Origin of the sequence: Streptomyces sp. NPDC059743, assembly GCF_042732975.1 — a bacterium.
Classification (GTDB): Bacteria; Actinomycetota; Actinomycetes; order Streptomycetales; family Streptomycetaceae; genus Streptomyces.
The window spans coordinates 369,204-385,252 of sequence record NZ_JBHWGS010000003.1 but is presented as its reverse complement, the minus strand read 5'-3'; the positions used below and the strand labels follow the sequence as shown (position 1 = coordinate 385,252).

Annotated in this window: 15 protein-coding genes; 11 read left to right on the top strand and 4 right to left on the bottom strand. The window is 69.8% G+C overall.

Translation table 11 applies throughout. From position 1 onward, the window contains the following. Positions 1-72: 72 nt before the first annotated feature. On the bottom strand, positions 73-909 hold the full coding sequence (locus tag ACFV6H_RS07475) for an enoyl-CoA hydratase/isomerase family protein (RefSeq protein ID WP_385539492.1): 837 nt from the start codon (positions 907-909) through the stop codon (positions 73-75). A gap of 297 nt (positions 910-1,206) precedes the next feature. Between ACFV6H_RS07475 and ACFV6H_RS07470 the strand changes: the two genes are divergently transcribed. Then, the gene (locus tag ACFV6H_RS07470; RefSeq protein ID WP_384782171.1) at positions 1,207-1,710 is read left to right on the top strand and encodes an ATP-binding protein; all 504 of its coding nucleotides are present in this window, start codon (positions 1,207-1,209) and stop codon (positions 1,708-1,710) included. Here ACFV6H_RS07470 and idi read toward each other — a convergent pair. The 3 genes from idi to galE form a co-directional block, all read right to left on the bottom strand. Then, positions 1,685-2,278, bottom strand: coding sequence for an isopentenyl-diphosphate Delta-isomerase (gene idi / locus ACFV6H_RS07465; RefSeq protein WP_384975188.1), 594 nt, complete (start codon positions 2,276-2,278; stop codon positions 1,685-1,687). The two genes, ACFV6H_RS07470 and idi, sit on opposite strands and share 26 nt — an antisense overlap. A 155-nt stretch (positions 2,279-2,433) precedes the next feature. Then, positions 2,434-3,372 carry a cation diffusion facilitator family transporter gene (locus ACFV6H_RS07460; RefSeq protein ID WP_384975187.1) on the bottom strand — a complete coding sequence of 313 codons (939 nt, stop codon included), beginning with the start codon at positions 3,370-3,372 and terminating at the stop codon, positions 2,434-2,436. A 142-nt stretch (positions 3,373-3,514) separates the two neighbouring features. Next, the gene (gene galE, locus ACFV6H_RS07455) at positions 3,515-4,498 is read right to left on the bottom strand and encodes a UDP-glucose 4-epimerase GalE (protein ID WP_385539488.1); all 984 of its coding nucleotides are present in this window, start codon (positions 4,496-4,498) and stop codon (positions 3,515-3,517) included. A 241-nt stretch (positions 4,499-4,739) separates the two neighbouring features. On the opposite strand from galE, the gene ACFV6H_RS07450 reads away from it, so the two are divergent. The 10 genes from ACFV6H_RS07450 to ACFV6H_RS07405 all read left to right on the top strand — a co-directional run bounded on the left by ACFV6H_RS07450 (position 4,740) and on the right by ACFV6H_RS07405 (position 16,041). Beyond that, on the top strand, positions 4,740-6,659 hold the full coding sequence (locus tag ACFV6H_RS07450; RefSeq protein WP_385539801.1) for a DUF5941 domain-containing protein: 1,920 nt from the start codon (positions 4,740-4,742) through the stop codon (positions 6,657-6,659). Then, a complete protein-coding gene (locus tag ACFV6H_RS07445) occupies positions 6,656-7,405 on the top strand; it encodes a sugar phosphate nucleotidyltransferase (RefSeq protein ID WP_385539486.1) in 750 nt (249 codons plus the stop codon). The genes ACFV6H_RS07450 and ACFV6H_RS07445 overlap by 4 nt, the downstream gene beginning before the upstream one ends. Further along, positions 7,393-8,454: an iron-containing alcohol dehydrogenase family protein gene (locus ACFV6H_RS07440; RefSeq protein WP_384975185.1), complete on the top strand. Its 1,062-nt coding sequence runs from the start codon at positions 7,393-7,395 to the stop codon at positions 8,452-8,454. Before ACFV6H_RS07445 ends, ACFV6H_RS07440 begins: the two co-directional genes overlap by 13 nt. After that, positions 8,432-9,217, top strand: a complete 786-nt coding sequence (locus ACFV6H_RS07435) for a CDP-alcohol phosphatidyltransferase family protein (protein WP_384782180.1) — start codon at positions 8,432-8,434, stop codon at positions 9,215-9,217. The genes ACFV6H_RS07440 and ACFV6H_RS07435 overlap by 23 nt, the downstream gene beginning before the upstream one ends. A gap of 173 nt (positions 9,218-9,390) precedes the next feature. After that, positions 9,391-10,320, top strand: a complete 930-nt coding sequence (locus ACFV6H_RS07430; RefSeq protein ID WP_093592577.1) for an ABC transporter permease — start codon at positions 9,391-9,393, stop codon at positions 10,318-10,320. Next, positions 10,313-11,098, top strand: a complete 786-nt coding sequence (locus tag ACFV6H_RS07425; RefSeq protein WP_066948520.1) for an ABC transporter ATP-binding protein — start codon at positions 10,313-10,315, stop codon at positions 11,096-11,098. Before ACFV6H_RS07430 ends, ACFV6H_RS07425 begins: the two co-directional genes overlap by 8 nt. A 468-nt stretch (positions 11,099-11,566) precedes the next feature. Further along, positions 11,567-12,484 (top strand): squalene synthase HpnC, encoded by a 918-nt coding sequence (gene hpnC, locus ACFV6H_RS07420; protein ID WP_385539482.1) that lies wholly within the window; start codon positions 11,567-11,569, stop codon positions 12,482-12,484. Then, a complete protein-coding gene (gene hpnD, locus ACFV6H_RS07415) occupies positions 12,481-13,431 on the top strand; it encodes a presqualene diphosphate synthase HpnD (protein WP_385539480.1) in 951 nt (316 codons plus the stop codon). Before hpnC ends, hpnD begins: the two co-directional genes overlap by 4 nt. A 109-nt stretch (positions 13,432-13,540) precedes the next feature. Next, on the top strand, positions 13,541-14,929 hold the full coding sequence (hpnE, locus tag ACFV6H_RS07410; protein WP_385539478.1) for a hydroxysqualene dehydroxylase HpnE: 1,389 nt from the start codon (positions 13,541-13,543) through the stop codon (positions 14,927-14,929). A gap of 53 nt (positions 14,930-14,982) precedes the next feature. Next, positions 14,983-16,041 carry a polyprenyl synthetase family protein gene (locus ACFV6H_RS07405; protein ID WP_384782527.1) on the top strand — a complete coding sequence of 353 codons (1,059 nt, stop codon included), beginning with the start codon at positions 14,983-14,985 and terminating at the stop codon, positions 16,039-16,041. Positions 16,042-16,049: the final 8 nt, after the last annotated feature.

Sequence of the window (16,049 nt, the reverse complement as noted above, 5' to 3'; positions counted from 1 at the left end):
CCGCACCGGCGAATCCGCCCGCCGGCCCGATGAGCCGGACCACTCCGGCCCACCGACGCCGGCCGCGCCGTCTCACGCGTGTACGGTCCAGCCGAAACGCGGCTCCCGGCGCTCCAGGAACGCGGCGACGCCCTCCGCGGTCTCTCCGCTGGAGCGCGCCTGCTCCGTCCAGTACGCGGTACGGTCGGCGCTTCCCGAGGCGAACTCCTTGGCCGCCGCCTGCGTCAGCCGTGAGCGCGAGACCAGCACCCGGCCGAACTCCGCCACACGCCCGCCCAACTCTCCGGCCGGCAGCACCTCGTCCACCAGTCCGGTGCGCAGCGCGCGCTCCGTGCCGATCAACTCGGCGGAGAACAGCAGATACTTGGCGGTCGAGGGCCCCACCAGCGAGACCAGCCGCCGGGTGGACGACGCCGGATAGACGATCCCGAGCCGCGCCGGAGTCACGCCGAACAGGGCGCCCTCCTCGGCGAACCGCAGATCGCAGGCCGCGGCGAGCTGGCAGCCACCGCCCACACAGTGACCGCGTACGGCCGCGAGAGTCGGCTTGGGAAAGGCGGCCAGCGCCTCCTCGGCCCGTACGGCCAGCGACCGAGGATCGTCCGACCGGGGATCGTCACCGGCCTCCATCAGCACCTCCCGGCCCACCTCGCCGCGCACGTCCTGCTTGTCGCGCGCCTCCTGCGCTTCCTGCGGATCACGCAGCGAGGAGATGTCGGCGCCCGCGCAGAATGTCGTTCCCTCGCCGGTCAGCACCAGCGCCCGTACGGCCGGATCCGCCGCCAGCCGCCCGAGCAGCGGCGGCAGCTCCCGCCACATCGACGCCGTCATCGCGTTGCGCTTGGCGGGATGGTGGATCACGACGGTCGCGATGCCGTCGGAGACGGTGTGCAGCAGCTGCGGCTCCATGCGCCGGATGCTATTCCCGGCCCGGCGATCGCCCGCCGCTGCCCGCTGTTGCCCGCGCCCGTCATGCCCACTCGACCGCTCCTGAAGCGCCAGTGAATGATCGCGTGCGATCGCCCTGGTGGTCCACTCGATCGAATACGGTCATTCTCCGCCAATTACGGCTGACTTCTGTTCAGTTGCCCGGTGTGGACAGGCCCGTTCCCAACACTCGGTATCCGCTGGCCGACACCGGTCGAGCCGGCCGAGCCACAGGCCGAAACAAAGCCGCAGGTCGAAACAAGGGTGGGTGCCGCAAGGATGGAGAGCCGCGGGAGTGTTCCGGCCCGGCCGGTGTCGTACGAGGGAGTCTGGCGGTTCACCGCTCCGGCCGTCGACGTCTCCGTACCGCAGGCCAGGCACGCCGTACGCGATCTGCTCAAACGCCAGCGCGTACCGGTCAGGGACACGGTCGTCCAGAGTCTGCTGCTCATCGTCTCCGAGCTGGTCACCAACTCCGTACGGCACGCGGCCCTGCTCTCGCCGGAGATCGGTGTCGAGGTCACCATCGGCGCGGAGTGGATCCGTGTCGCGGTCGAGGACAACCACCCGTACCGGCCCAAGGCCCTGGAGACCGATCACGCCCGGACGGGCGGGCGCGGACTGCTGCTCGTACGGGAGATCACCCGCGAGGCCGGCGGTAGCTGCGCCGTCGAGCACACCGCCGGCGGCGGGAAGATCATCTGGGCGACGCTGCCGTTCCTGGCCCCGCTCGGCGGCGCGCCGGCGCGCGAGGACGTCACCAGCCCCCGGCAGGCCCTGTGAGCTCTCTGATCGCAGGCCGCGCCGCGTCCAGCACGGTCATGAACCACGCCGAGAACGGGTCCCGGTCATGCCGTCCGGTCAGCTCCGCCGGAGTCACATAGACCGTCTCGTCGACCTCTTCCGGGTCGGGCCGCAGCGAGGACTGCGCCATTCCGACGAAGAGATGGTTGTACTCCTGCTCGACCAGTCCCGACGCCGGGTCCGGGTGGTTGTAGCGGACCGTGCCGGCCTCGGCGAGCAGTGAGGGCGAGATGCCCAGCTCCTCGTGGGTACGGCGGGCCGCGGCGGCGAACGGTGCCTCGCCCGGGTACGGATGTCCGCAGCAGGTGTTCGACCAGACACCGGGGGAGTGGTACTTGCCCAGCGCGCGCCGCTGGATCAGCAGCCGTCCCTGTTCGTCGAAGAGGAAGACGGAGAACGCCCGGTGCAGCAGGCCGGGCGCCTCATGGGCCGAGAGCTTCTCGGCGGTGCCGATGGTATTGCCGTTCTCGTCGACCAGCTCCAGCATGATCGTTTCCTGAACGCCGTTCGACGAGCTGTTCGCCGTAGTGACTGGTGTGGTCGGCATAACCATCCTTCGCTTCGGGCCTCAGCCCCCAAGTCTGCCGCACAAAGGCCCCGTGCCAGCACTTCGGGAGCGTGGGCATGTCCGTTCTCCCAGGCCCCCGAGGGTGTCAGCGGCACCCCCGAGGGTGTCAGCGGCAAGAGGCCGGTGGCAGGAGGTCAGTGGCAGAGTTTCGCCTCGTGCTCGGCATGCCCTCGCGGTTCGAGCTGGAAGGTGCAGTGCTCGACATCGAAGTGATGGCCGAGGCAGCCCTGGAGGTCATGCAGCATCTTCTCGTGGCCCACCGCGTCCAGCGCGTCCTGGTCCACCACCACATGTGCCGAGAGCACAGGCATACCGGACGTGATGGTCCAGACATGGAGATCATGTACGTCGGCCACACCGGGCAGTCCGAGCATATGTGCGCGTACCTCGGCCATATCCACGTCCTTGGGCGCGGCCTCCAGCAGTACGTTCAGTGTCTCCCGCAGCAGCTTCACCGTACGCGGAACAATCATGAGCCCGATCACCAGACCCGCGATCGGGTCGGCCGTCTGCCATCCCGTGAGCAGAATGACACCGGCCGAGACCAGCACCGCGAGCGAGCCCAGAGTGTCCGCGAGCACCTCCAGATACGCACCGCGCACATTGAGGCTCTCCTTCCTCCCGCGCATCAGCAGGGAGAGGGAGACCAGATTGGCGAACATACCGATCAGGGCGAAGACGATCGTCAGTCCGCCTCTGGTCTCGGGCGGCACGATGAAGCGCTCGACGGCCTCGTACAGCAGGAATCCGCCGACACCGAGCAGCAGCAGACAGTTGGCCAGCGCGGCGAGGATCTCGGCCCGCGCATAGCCGAAGGTGCGGTTCTTGTCCGCGGGCCGGCTCGCGAAGTGGATCGCCAGCAGCGCCATCCCGAGCCCCACACCGTCCGTCGCCATATGGGCCGCGTCGGCGAACAGGGCGAGGGAGTCGGCGGCGATACCACCGATGATCTCCACCACCATCACGGAGAGCGTGATGGACAGCGCGATACGCAGCCGGCCCCGGTAGGCCGCGGTCGCGGTGCCCGCCGGCGGCCCGCCGTGGCTGTGCCCGTGGTCGTGCCCTGCCCCCATGAGACCGCCTTCCGGTCGTCTGTGCGATCTGTCGACCACGCCAGTGAACTACGGGTGGGGGGTATGCGGCAACACGGCACTGAACACCGTTGTCATATGCTCTGACCTGCGGAAATGATCGCAGGTCAGAGCAGTGACGAGATCACCCGGCCACGGTCGCCGGGTGGTGCAGCCGCCAGCCCTCCCAAGCCGATTCGACCATCTCGCGTACCCCGTGGCTCGCCGTCCAGCCCAGCTTCTCGGCGATCAGCCCGACCGAGGCGACGGCCCTCGCGGCATCGCCGGGACGGCGCGCCTCCACCACCGTCCCGGCCCGGTGGCCGGTGACCTCGGCCACCAGCTCGGCCAGTTCACGGACCGAGACGCCCTCGCCACGGCCGATATTGACCGTGAGGTCGCCGGCGCCCTCCTGTACTGCCAGCCGGCGCGCGGCGGCGAGATGGGCCTCGGCGAGATCGGCCACATGGATGTAGTCACGGATACAGGTGCCGTCCGGTGTCGGATAGTCGTCACCGAAGATCCTCGGCGCCTCGCCACGGCTGATCCGGTCGAAGAACATCGGGATGATGTTGAACACTCCGGTGTCCGCCAGCTCGGGCGTCGCCGCGCCCGCCACATTGAAGTACCGGAGACAGCCGGTGGCGATCCCGTACGCCTGTCCGGTCGCCCGGACCAACCACTCGCCCGCGAGCTTGGTCTCACCGTACGGATTGATCGGCACGGCCGGTGTCCGCTCCGTGATCAACTCCACATCCGGCACTCCGTACACGGCCGCGGAGGAGGAGAAGAGAAAGCGCCGTACGCCCGCGGCGACCACGCCGTCGAGCAGCACCGTGAGCCCGTGCAGATTCTCCCGGTAGTACCGCAGCGGCTGCTCGACAGACTCTCCGACCTGCTTCTTCGCCGCGAGATGCACCACACCGGTGACCTTGTGCGCGACGAGCGTACGGTCCACGACCTCCCGGTCCAGCAGGGAGCCCCGGACCAGCGGAATCGTGGCGGGCAGCCGCTCGGCGACACCGGTCGAGAGATCGTCGAGCACGACGACCCGCTCTCCCGCCGCGGTCATCGCCCGCGCCACATGTGCCCCGATATAACCCGCTCCACCTGTGATCAGCCATGTCATGGCGGCAACCCTAGAGGGTGCCCTCCGGGCACCGGTCGTCGTTTGTCCGGGAGAGCGCCGGTGACCGATGATGATCACCGCGCGAACCCTTCCTGAATCAGACCTTGGCATCCGGAGAGTAAACGGCCGGTGAACTCGGCCTTCAGTTCATCCGATAGCCTCTCTGCCGATGTGCCGCCACCCGGATCCCGGGTCCCGACGCCGTGCACCCAGCCCTGTCAGCGCCAAGGAGTGAGTTCGTCTGCCGACCGCCATCCTCACCGGTCCCCCGGTCCCCGGATCGCCGCTCGAAGGCCATCTGCGGTCGCTGGGTTATGACGTACGGACCGCGCCGGGCGCCGAGGAGGCGCGGAGTCTGCTCGCCTCGGCCCCCGCGGCCGAGCGCGTCGCCCTGGTCGACTCCCGTTTCGTCGGCCACATCCACGCACTGCGCCTGGCCCTCACCGATCCGCGCTTCCCCGCCGCTGCCGTGCCCGGTGCGCTCACCGCCCAGCCCGAGGCCCGGGCGGCGCTGCTTACCGCCATCACGGCGGTGGTCAACGGCGACCCGCGACCGCCACTGAGCAGCGCGCCCACGGCCCCGCACGCTCGGACCGGAGCGCCTCACGTCGGAGCCGCTGAGGCCCGAGCCACCGTCACCGCCCCGAGCGAGCCCTTCGCCGATCAGGTCGCCGCCGCGCTCGACGCCCGGGGCACCGCCGTCCACCGCCCAGAGCTGGGTTCGCTCGTCGCCGCCGTACCGGCCGACGCGGACGCCCGGGAGCGGGCCGGGGCCGCTGTCGCGGCCGTCGACGACGAGGCCGTACGGCTACGCTCCGCCGTGAAGGCGCGCGACGGCTTCTTCACCACCTTCTGCGTCAGCCCGTACTCCCGCTATCTGGCCCGCTGGTGCGCCCGCCGAGGCCTGACTCCCAACCAGGTCACCACCGCGTCCCTGATCACCGCACTGATCGCCGCGGCCTGCGCGGCCACCGGCACCCGCGGCGGCTATGTCGCGGCCGGCGCGCTGCTGCTCTTCTCCTTCGTGCTGGACTGCACCGACGGGCAGCTCGCGCGCTACTCGCTCCAGTACTCCACGATGGGCGCCTGGCTGGACGCCACATTCGACCGCGCCAAGGAGTACGCCTACTACGCGGGCCTCGCGCTCGGCGCCGCCCGAGGCGGCGACGACGTATGGGCGCTCGCGCTGGGCGCCATGGTCCTCCAGACCTGCCGGCATGTCGTGGACTTCTCCTTCAACGAGGCGAATGCCGACGCGACCACCGCGAACGCCACCGGCAAGGCCGTGGTGGGCACGCCCACCGCCGCGCTCTCCAGCAGGCTCGACAGCGTCGGCTGGACGGTGTGGGTACGCCGGATGATCGTGCTGCCGATCGGCGAGCGCTGGGCGATGATCGCCGTGCTCACCGCCCTGACCACACCTCGGACCGTCTTCTACGCGCTGCTCATCGGCTGTGCCTTCGCCGCCTGCTACACCACCGCCGGCCGTGTGCTGCGCTCGGTGACCCGCAAGGCCATCCGTACCGAACGCGCCGCGCGGGCCCTCGCCGATCTCGCCGACTCGGGCCCGCTCGCCGAAGGGACCGCCCGGCTGCTGCGGCGCCCGGCCCGTCGGCTTCCCGGCGCCCTGCCGTTCCTGACAGCACTCCTCGGCGGAGCCGCGGTCGTCGCCACCGCCTCCTTCGCACCTCTCGACGGCCCATGGCCGGTCCTCGCGGCCCTGCTGTACGTGCTGACCTCGGGCCTCGCCGTGGCCCGCCCGCTCGGTGGCGCGCTGGACTGGCTCGTACCGCCGGTGTTCCGGGCGGCGGAGTACGGCACGGTCCTGGTGCTCGCCGCCCGCTCCGAGGTGAACGGAGCGTTGCCGGCGGCTTTCGGGCTGGTGGCGGCCGTCGCCTACCATCACTACGACACGGTGTACCGCATCCGCGGCGGCTCCGGCGCGCCGCCCGGATGGCTCGTCCGGTCGGTCGGCGGGCACGAGGGCCGCACGCTCGTGGTGACCGTGCTCGCCGCCGTTCTCGTGACCGGGCACACCGCCTTCCCACTGGCCCTGACGGTGCTCGCTGCCGCCGTGGCGCTGGTCGTGCTCCTGGAGTCCATCCGGTTCTGGGTGTCCTCCGGAGCCCCCGCCGTACATGACGAAGGAGAACCCGCATGATCGGCCTCGTACTGGCCGCCGGTGCCGGACGGCGTCTGCGTCCCTACACCGACACGCTTCCGAAGGCCCTCGTGCCCGTGGACCCGGCGGGCGAGGGGACCACCACGGTCCTCGATCTGACGCTGGGCAACTTCGCCGAGGTCGGGCTGACCGAGGCCGCGATCGTCGTCGGCTACCGCAAGGAGGCCGTCTACGAACGCCGGGCCGAGCTGGAGAGCAAGTACGGTCTCCGGCTCACCCTGGTCGACAACGACAAGGCCGAGGAGTGGAACAACGCCTACTCGCTCTGGTGCGCCCGTGACGTCCTGACCAGCGGTGTGATCCTCGCCAACGGCGACACCGTCCATCCGGTCTCCGTCGAGAAGACGCTGCTCGCCGCCCGCGGTGAGGAGCGCCGGATCATCCTCGCCCTCGACACGGTCAAGCACCTCGCCGACGAGGAGATGAAGGTCATCACGGACGGCGCAAAGGGCGTACGCCGGATCACCAAGCTGATGGATCCGGCGACCGCCACCGGCGAGTACATCGGAGTCACACTGATCGAGCCGGAGGCCGCCGCGGATCTCGCCGACGCCCTGCGGACCACCTTCGAGCGGGATCCGGACCTCTACTACGAGGACGGCTATCAGGAGCTGGTGAACCGCGGCTTCACCCTCGATGTGGCGCCCATCGGCGACATCCCATGGGTCGAGATCGACAACCACGACGACCTCGCGAAGGGCCGTGAGATCGCGTGCCAGTACTGACCAGGCTCATCCCGTCCCCGGTCGTGGTCGACATCAGGCCCGGCGCCCTGGAGGATCTCGCCGGTCTCCTCGCCGACCAGCGGATCTCCAGCTCGGGCCGGGTCGCCATCGCGGTCAGCGGCGGCTCGGGACAGTCGCTGCGCACCCGGCTGGAGCCGGTGCTCACCGCCGCGGACTGGTATCTGGTGGCCGACGGCACCATCGACTCCGCGGTCCGGCTCGCCGACGGCATCAAGGGCAAGCGGTACGACGCGGTGGTCGGCCTCGGCGGCGGCAAGATCATCGACGTGGCGAAGTACGCGGCGGCCCGGGTGGGCCTGCCGCTGGTCGCCGTCGCCACCAATCTCGCGCACGACGGGCTCTGCTCCCCGGTGTCCACCCTGGACAACGACAACGGCCGCGGCTCCTACGGTGTCCCCACACCCATCGCGATCGTCGTCGACCTCGATGTCATCCGCGACGCGCCGGTCCGGTTCATCCGCTCCGGCATCGGCGACGCGGTCTCCAACATCTCCGCCATCGCGGACTGGGAGCTCTCGCACGGGATCAACGGCGAGCCGGTCGACGGACTGGCCGCCGCCATGGCCCGTACCGCGGGCGAGGCCGTGCTGCGCCACCCGGGCGGCGCCGGTGACGACGAGTTCCTCACCGTCCTCGCCGAGGCGCTGGTCCTCACCGGTATCGCCATGTCGATCAGCGGCGACACCCGTCCCTCGTCGGGCGCCTGTCACGAGATCAGCCACGCCTTCGACCTGCTCCACCCGACGCGCCGCGCGCTCCACGGCGAGCAGGTCGGCCTCGGCGCCGCCTTCGCCATGCATCTGCGCGGCGCCCACGAGGAGTCACAGCTCTTCACCGAGGTACTGCACCGGCACGGGCTGCCCGTACTGCCGGAGGAGATCGGCTTCTCCCCGGAGGAGTTCGTACGGGCCGTCGCCTACGCGCCGCAGACCCGTCCCGGCCGCTTCACCATCCTCGAACACCTCGACCTGTCCACCGACCAGATCAGGGACGCGTACGCCGACTATGCCAAGACCATCAGTAGCTGAACTCCGTCCGGTCGTTCACCCGGAGGGAGTGAAGGACCGGCGCAGCGGAGAGCACTGGGCCGGGCGACTGTACATGCGGGAGATCTCGCTGCACATCGACCCGTACCTGGTGAACACCCGGATCACGCCCAACCAGCTCACCTATCTCATGGTGGTGGTGGGCGTCGTGGGCGGTGCCGTACTGCTCGTACCGGGACTGACCGGCGCGATTCTCGCGGCGGTCCTGTTCCAGATCTATCTGCTGCTCGACTGCGTCGACGGCGAGGTGGCCCGCTGGCGCAAACAGACCTCCATCACCGGCGTCTATCTGGACCGGATAGGCCACTATCTCTGCGAGGCCGCTCTGCTGATCGGCTTCGGTGTGCGCGGCGCGGACGTCTTCCACCGGAACGGCACGGCCACGAACTGGCAGTGGGCCTTCCTCGGCACGCTCGCCGCGCTCGGTGCGATCCTGATCAAGGCAGAGACCGACCTTGTCGATGTGGCCCGGCAGCGCAGCGGTCTGCCCGCCGTCAAGGACGAGGCCTCCGTGCCGCGCTCCTCCGGTCTGGCGCTGGCCCGCAGGGCCGCGGCCATGCTCAAGTTCCACCGGCTCGTCGGCGGCATCGAGGCCAGCCTCTTCATCCTGGTCGTGGCCGTACTCGACACGGTGCGAGGAGATCTGTTCTTCACCCGGCTCGGTATCGCGGTCCTCGCCGGTATCGCCGTCGTCCAGACGCTGCTGCACCTGGTCTCCATCCTGGCGTCGAGCAGACTGAGGTGAGCGGCATGCGGCTCGGTGCGGTGATCATCACGCAGAAGGCCCGGCTGGGCCGACCGCCCGTCATCTGACAAGCTTCGGATCTGAGAGCATCGGGGCTACTCCCAACTCCGGGGCCTGGCCTTCCGTGCTTGTGCCCGTCCGGCTGCGCATCTTGAAGACGAAAGTTTCAACTTGTGAGTGACACAACCCAAGAGGGCGCGATCGCCGTGAGCGCCCCGCCGTCGTCCGACGACGGTCTGACCTCGGCGGAGCTCGCCGCCAAGTACGGCCTGGCGGTGAGCGGCGCCCGGCCCGGTCTGCGGGACTATGTCCGGCAGCTCTGGGGCCGGCGCCACTTCATCCTGGCCTTCTCCCAGGCGAAGCTCACGGCCCAGTACAGCCAGGCCAAGCTCGGCCAGCTCTGGCAGGTGGCGACGCCACTGCTGAACGCCCTGGTCTACTACTTGATCTTCGGGCTGATCCTGGGCACCAGGAAGGGCATCCCGCAGGAAGTCTTCATTCCCTTCCTGGTCACCGGCGTCTTTGTCTTCACCTTCACCCAGAGCTCGGTGATGGCGGGCGTCCGCGCGATCTCCGGCAATCTGGGGCTCGTACGGGCCCTGCACTTCCCCCGGGCCTCGCTGCCGATCTCCTTCTCGCTCCAGCAGCTCCAGCAGCTTCTGTACTCGATGATCGTTCTGATCGCGGTGGCGGTTGCCTTCGGCAGCTATCCCAAGCTGAGCTGGGTCCTGGTGATCCCGGCGCTGGTGCTCCAGTTCTTCTTCAACACCGGTCTCGCACTGATCATGGCGAGGCTGGGCAGCAAGACCCCGGACCTCGCGCAGCTCATGCCGTTCGTGATGCGTACCTGGATGTACGCCTCGGGCGTGATGTTCTCCATCCCGGTGATGCTCAAGGACAAGCCGGCCTGGATCGCGGACATCCTCCAGTACAACCCGGCAGCCATCTATATGGACCTTGTCAGGCACGCGCTGATCGACGGGTACGGCTCGTCCAACCTCCCGGCGCACGTCTGGTTCGCCGCACTGGTGTGGGCCGTGCTGCTCGGAGTCGTCGGCTTCGTGTACTTCTGGAAGGCCGAGGAACGGTACGGGCGTGGCTGACGACAACAAGCAGGGACGTATTCCCACGGTCATCGCCGACGAGGTGCACATCGTGTACCGCGTCAACGGCGGAGGCGGTGGGAAGGGCAGCGCCACCGCCGCACTCAGCCGTATGCTCCGCCGCGGCAAGGGAGAGGCGCGCGGAGTCCGCAAGGTCCATGCCGTACGGGGAGTCTCCTTCACTGCCTACCGCGGCGAGGCGATCGGGCTGATCGGCACCAACGGATCCGGCAAGTCGACGCTGCTGCGTGCCATCGCCGGGCTGCTGCCCACGGAGAGCGGCAAGGTCTACACCGACGGCCAGCCCTCGCTGCTGGGTGTGAACGCGGCGCTGATGAACGATCTGACCGGCGAGCGCAACATCATCCTCGGCGGGCTGGCCATGGGCATGACGCGCGAGCAGATCCGGGACCGGTACCAGGGCATCGTGGACTTCTCCGGCATCAACGAGAAGGGCGACTTCATCACGCTCCCGATGCGGACGTACTCCTCCGGCATGGCCGCCAGGCTCCGCTTCTCCATCGCCGCCGCCAAGGACCATGACGTCCTGATGATCGACGAGGCGCTGGCCACCGGCGACCGCAAGTTCCAGATCCGCTCCGAGGAGCGCATCCGTGAACTGCGCAAGGAGGCCGGCACGGTCTTCCTCGTCAGCCACAGCAACAAGTCGATCAAGGACACCTGTGACCGTGTGCTCTGGCTGGAGAAGGGTGAGCTGCTGATGGACGGCCCGACCGACGAGGTCATCAAGGCGTACGAGAAGGAGACGGGCAAGTAGCCCGGCGAGATCCGAACACGAGATCCGCACGACAGGGCCCTGGGCCTCCGCCGGACCGCTCCGGCGGAGGCCCTGTCGCGTGGCACGGCCACTCGCGACGGGCGGCTCACGACAGGCCCTCACGACGGGCGGCGACCGGCCGCTGATCGTCAAAGGACGGTCAAGTCGCGTGCCCGTGGGGAAGGTTGGTCCGCATTGCAGCGTTCTTGTAATGCGCGCAACACCCCGAAGTGGTCCTCTTAGTTGTACAACGTAAGCTGTGCTGGTGCTGATTCGCGGCAACCGAGGCGATAGCCGCTGGGCACCTCGCCTGCGAGACGGCGGCCTTCTTTACTCGGAAGGACGGGCGGCGTGTCCGAAATAGGATGTATTGGGTCGGCAGTGTAGAACGGGAGATGTGACGGCAATGACGGGAAATCTCCAGCTCTGTGAGGGTTCCGCCGTCCCCGTGCCGGGCAGCCGGCAGTGATGGGTACTCCCCAGGCGCGCTCCGACGCCACCGCACGCTCCACACTCGACAAAGCCGCCGACGAGAACTTTCCGGTGGCGCCCTTCTTCCTGCCGCGCGCCTGGCGTGACGATCTGATGGCCGTCTACGGCTTCGCCCGGCTCGTCGACGACATCGGCGACGGCGATCTCGCTCCCGGCGGCGCCGACCTCCGCCATCTCGGAGTCGGCCCTGAGCGTGCCGACGACCGGCTGGCCGTCCTGGACGCGTTCGAGACCGATCTGCGCAAGGTCTTCGATCCCGCGGGCCCGGCTCCGGGCCACCCTCTGCTGCGCGGACTGATCCCCACCGTACGGAGCCGCGCGCTCACTCCCGAACCGTTCCTCGGGCTTGTCGCGGCGAACCGCCAGGACCAGTTGGTGCGGCGGTACGAGACCTATGACGACCTCCTCGCCTACTGCGAGCTGTCCGCCAATCCTGTCGGCCGGCTCGTCCTCCAGATCACCGGGACGGCCAGTCCCGAGCGTGTCCGCCGCTCCGACGCCATCTGCACGGCGCTCCAGATCATCGAACATCTCCAGGACGTGACCGAGGACCTCGGCCGCGACCGGATCTATCTGCCCGCCGAGGACATGAAGCGCTTCCATGTCACCGAGGCCGATCTGGCCGCCTCCACCGGGAACGCCTCGGTGCGCACCCTGGTCGCGTACGAGGCGGAACGCGCGCGGCAGCTTCTGAATGAAGGCACCCCGCTGGTGGGTAGCGTCCACGGCAGGCTCCGGCTGCTGCTCGCCGGATTTGTGGCCGGAGGGCGCGCCGCCCTCGCTTCGATCGCGGCCGCCGGGCACGATGTGCTCCCCGGACCGCCCAAACCCACCAAGCCACGTCTGCTGCGCGAAGTGGGAGCTGTCTTGCGAAGAGCGCACAGAGAGGGGTGAGCCGGAACGTGGAGGGACAGACACCCATGTCCGCGCCGGTACTGGCGGCCTACAGCTACTGCGAGGCCATCACCGGGCAGCAGGCCCGCAACTTCGCCTACGGCATCAGACTGCTGCCGACCGAGAAGCGGCAGGCCATGTCCGCGATGTACGCGTTCGCCCGGCGGGTGGACGACATCGGCGACGGCACACTCGCGCCCGAGGCCAAGCAGAGACGACTCGAAGAGACCCGTGCGCTGCTCGGCAGAGTCAGAGCCGGCGAGGTGGCCGAGGACGACACGGATCCGGTCGCGGTCGCCGTCGCGGACGCGAGCCGCCGCTTTCCGGTACCGCTCGGCGGGCTGGACGAGCTGATCGACGGCGTCCTGATGGACGTACGGGGCGACACCTATGAGACCTGGGACGACCTCAAGGTCTACTGCCGGTGTGTCGCGGGCGCCATCGGCCGGGTGTCGCTCGGCGTGTTCGGCCCCGGCCCCGACGCGCCGGGAGCGGAGCGCGCCGCCGAGTACGCCGACACCCTGGGACTCGCCCTCCAGCTCACGAACATCCTCCGGGACGTACGCGAGGACGCGGCCAACGGCCGTACGTATCTGCCCTCCGACGATCTCGCCAAGTTCGGCTGCTCCGCCGGTTTCCACAGCGCGACACCGCCCGCGGGCTCCGACTTCACCGGGCTGGTGCACTTCGAGGTCCGCCGCGCCCGCGCCCTGTTCGCCGAGGGCTACCGGCTGCTGCCGATGCTCGACCGGCGCAGCGGCGCCTGTGTCGCGGCCATGGCGGGCATCTACCGCCGGCTGCTCGACCGGATCGAACGCGACCCGGAGGCCGTGCTGCGCGGCCGGGTCTCGCTGCCCGGACACGAGAAGGCGTATGTCGCCGTGCGCGGACTCTCGGGCCTGGACGCCCGGCACATCTCACGGCAGACCGTCAGGAGGCGCGGCTGATGCGGCGGATCGCACGGCTCGGCCGCTTCACCGCACATCCGCGCCAGGTTCTCGCAACCCCAGGTCGGGATGGCGCGTCCCTGACTGCGACAGCCGGAGGGGGACACGCATGACCACAGCGGATGACATGCGGCCACGCCACGCCGTGGTGGTGGGCGCGGGGCTCGCCGGCACCACCGCCGCGCTCCAGCTCGCCGACGCCGGAGTGCAAGTCACGCTTGTCGAAGGGCGCCCACGGCTCGGCGGTCTCGCCTTCTCCTTCCGGCGCGGCGATCTCACCGTGGACAACGGCCAGCATGTGTATCTGCGCTGCTGCACGGCCTATCAGTGGTTCCTCGACCGGGTGGACGGCGCCGCGCTCGCACCGCTCCAGCACCGGCTGGACGTACCCGTCCTCGATGTCGGCGGCCCGCGCGGGCCCCGGCTCGGACGGCTGCGGCGCAACGCGCTGCCCGTACCGCTGCATCTCGCCGCGGGACTCGCGACCTATCCGCATCTCTCGCTCGCCGAGCGCGCCTCCGTCGGGCGTGCCGCGCTCGCCCTCAAGCGGCTCGATCCCGCAGATCCCGCCCTGGACGGCATCGACTTCGCCACCTGGCTGGGCCGGCACGGACAGTCGGCCAGGACCATCGAGGCCCTCTGGGACCTGGTCGGCGTGGCGACGCTCAACGCCACCGCGCCGCACGCCTCCATGGGACTGGCCGCGATGGTCTTCAAGACCGGGCTGCTCTCCGAGCCGGGCGCCGCCGACATCGGCTGGGCGAGTGTCCCGCTGGGCGACATCCACGACACGCTGGCACGCAAGGCTCTGGACTCCGCGGGCGTACGGACCGAACTGCGCACCCGCGTCGGCGCGGTCACCCGCGCGGCGGACGGCGGCTGGCATGTCGACGCGGACGGCGAACGGCTCGACGCGGACGCGGTCGTCCTCGCCGTACCGCAGCGCGAGGCCCATGGCCTGCTGCCCCAGGGTGCGCTGGAGGATCCCGACCGGCTGCTCGACATCGGCACCGCGCCGATCCTCAACGTCCATGTCGTGTACGACCGCAAGGTGCTGCGCCGCCCGTTCTTCGCCGCGCTGGGCAGTCCCGTCCAGTGGGTCTTCGACCGCACCGACGCCTCCGGGCTCACCGACGGCCAGTATCTGGCGCTCTCCCAGTCGGCCGCCCAGGACGAGATCGACACGCCCGTGGCGGAGCTGCGCGCACGCTATCTCCCCGAGCTGGAACGTCTGCTGCCCGCCGCGCGCGGCGCGGAGGTACGGGACTTCTTCGTCACCCGGGAACGGACGGCGACGTTCGCGCCCACGCCCGGTGTGGGCAGACTCCGTCCCGGCGCCCGTACCGGCGCGCCCGGCCTCTACCTGGCCGGTGCCTGGACCGCCACCGGCTGGCCCGCGACGATGGAGGGTGCCGTACGGAGCGGCTTCAGCGCCGCGGGAGCCGCTCTCGCCCAGCTCGGCCGCCCCTATGAACACCCCTTGCAGGAGGCGGCATGAGCCCGAGTACTGCACCTACGAGTACTGGAACAAGAGGAGAGACCGTGCCGACCGTGCCCCCGGCGAATCCGGCTGTCGACACCGCGGACGTCTACGCGCTGCTGGAGCGGGGACGGAGCCTGTCCGCCCCGGTGCTGCGCGCCGCTGTCGGCCGGCTTGCCACGCCGATGGACACCGTCGCCGCCTACCACTTCGGCTGGATCGACGCCGAGGGCCGGCCCGCCGACGGCGACGGCGGCAAGGCGGTGCGCCCGGCACTCGCCCTGCTCTCCGCCGAGGCGGCGGGCGCCGCGCCCGAGAAGGGCATTCCCGGCGCGGTCGCCGTCGAGCTGGTCCACAACTTCTCGCTGCTGCACGACGATCTGATGGACGGTGACGAGCAGCGCCGCCACCGCGACACCGTCTGGAAGGTGCACGGGCCCGCGCAGGCGATCCTCGTCGGCGACGCCCTCTTCGCGCTCGCCAACGAGGTGCTGCTGGAGATCGGCACCGCGGAGGCGGGCCGGGCCACCCGCAGGCTGACCGCCGCCACCCGCAAGCTTATCGACGGTCAGGCCCAGGACATCTCCTACGAGCACCGCGAGCGGGTCACCGTCGAGGAATGCCTGGAGATGGAGGGCAACAAGACCGGCGCCCTGCTCGCCTGCGCCGTCTCCATCGGCGCGGTCCTCGGCGGCGCCGACGACCGTACGGCCGACACGCTGGAGGCGTACGGCCACCATCTCGGCCTGGCCTTCCAGGCGGTGGACGATCTGCTCGGCATCTGGGGCGATCCCGAGGCCACCGGCAAGCAGACCTGGAGCGATCTGCGCCAGCGCAAGAAGTCCCTGCCGGTCGTCGCCGCGCTCGCCGCGGGCGGTCCCGCCTCGGCCCGGCTCGGCCAACTGCTCGCCGCCGACGCGAAAAGCAATGATTTCGAGACCTTCTCGGAGGAAGAGTTCGCGACCAGGGCGGCGTTGATCGAGGAGGCGGGCGGCCGGGAGTGGACCTCGCAAGAGGCCCGCAGGCAGCACGCCGTCGCCGTCGAAGCACTCGACGGCGTCGATATGCCGGCCAGTGTCAGGGCGCAGCTCACCGCGCTCGCGGACTTCGTTGTCGTACGAAAGAGATGATCACTATT

Bases quoted from the DNA above. Each gene is read 5' to 3' on its own strand.
- ACFV6H_RS07475 (WP_385539492.1), bottom strand. From the start codon at position 909: ATGGAGCCGCAGCTGCTGCACACCGTCTCCGACGGCATCGCGACCGTC.
- ACFV6H_RS07470 (WP_384782171.1), top strand. From the start codon at position 1,207: ATGGAGAGCCGCGGGAGTGTTCCGGCCCGGCCGGTGTCGTACGAGGGA.
- idi (WP_384975188.1), bottom strand. From the start codon at position 2,278: ATGCCGACCACACCAGTCACTACGGCGAACAGCTCGTCGAACGGCGTT.
- ACFV6H_RS07460 (WP_384975187.1), bottom strand. From the start codon at position 3,372: ATGGGGGCAGGGCACGACCACGGGCACAGCCACGGCGGGCCGCCGGCG.
- galE (WP_385539488.1), bottom strand. From the start codon at position 4,498: ATGACATGGCTGATCACAGGTGGAGCGGGTTATATCGGGGCACATGTG.
- ACFV6H_RS07445 (WP_385539486.1), top strand. From the start codon at position 6,656: ATGATCGGCCTCGTACTGGCCGCCGGTGCCGGACGGCGTCTGCGTCCC.
- ACFV6H_RS07435 (WP_384782180.1), top strand. From the start codon at position 8,432: ATGCCAAGACCATCAGTAGCTGAACTCCGTCCGGTCGTTCACCCGGAG.
- hpnC (WP_385539482.1), top strand. From the start codon at position 11,567: ATGGGTACTCCCCAGGCGCGCTCCGACGCCACCGCACGCTCCACACTC.
- hpnE (WP_385539478.1), top strand. From the start codon at position 13,541: ATGACCACAGCGGATGACATGCGGCCACGCCACGCCGTGGTGGTGGGC.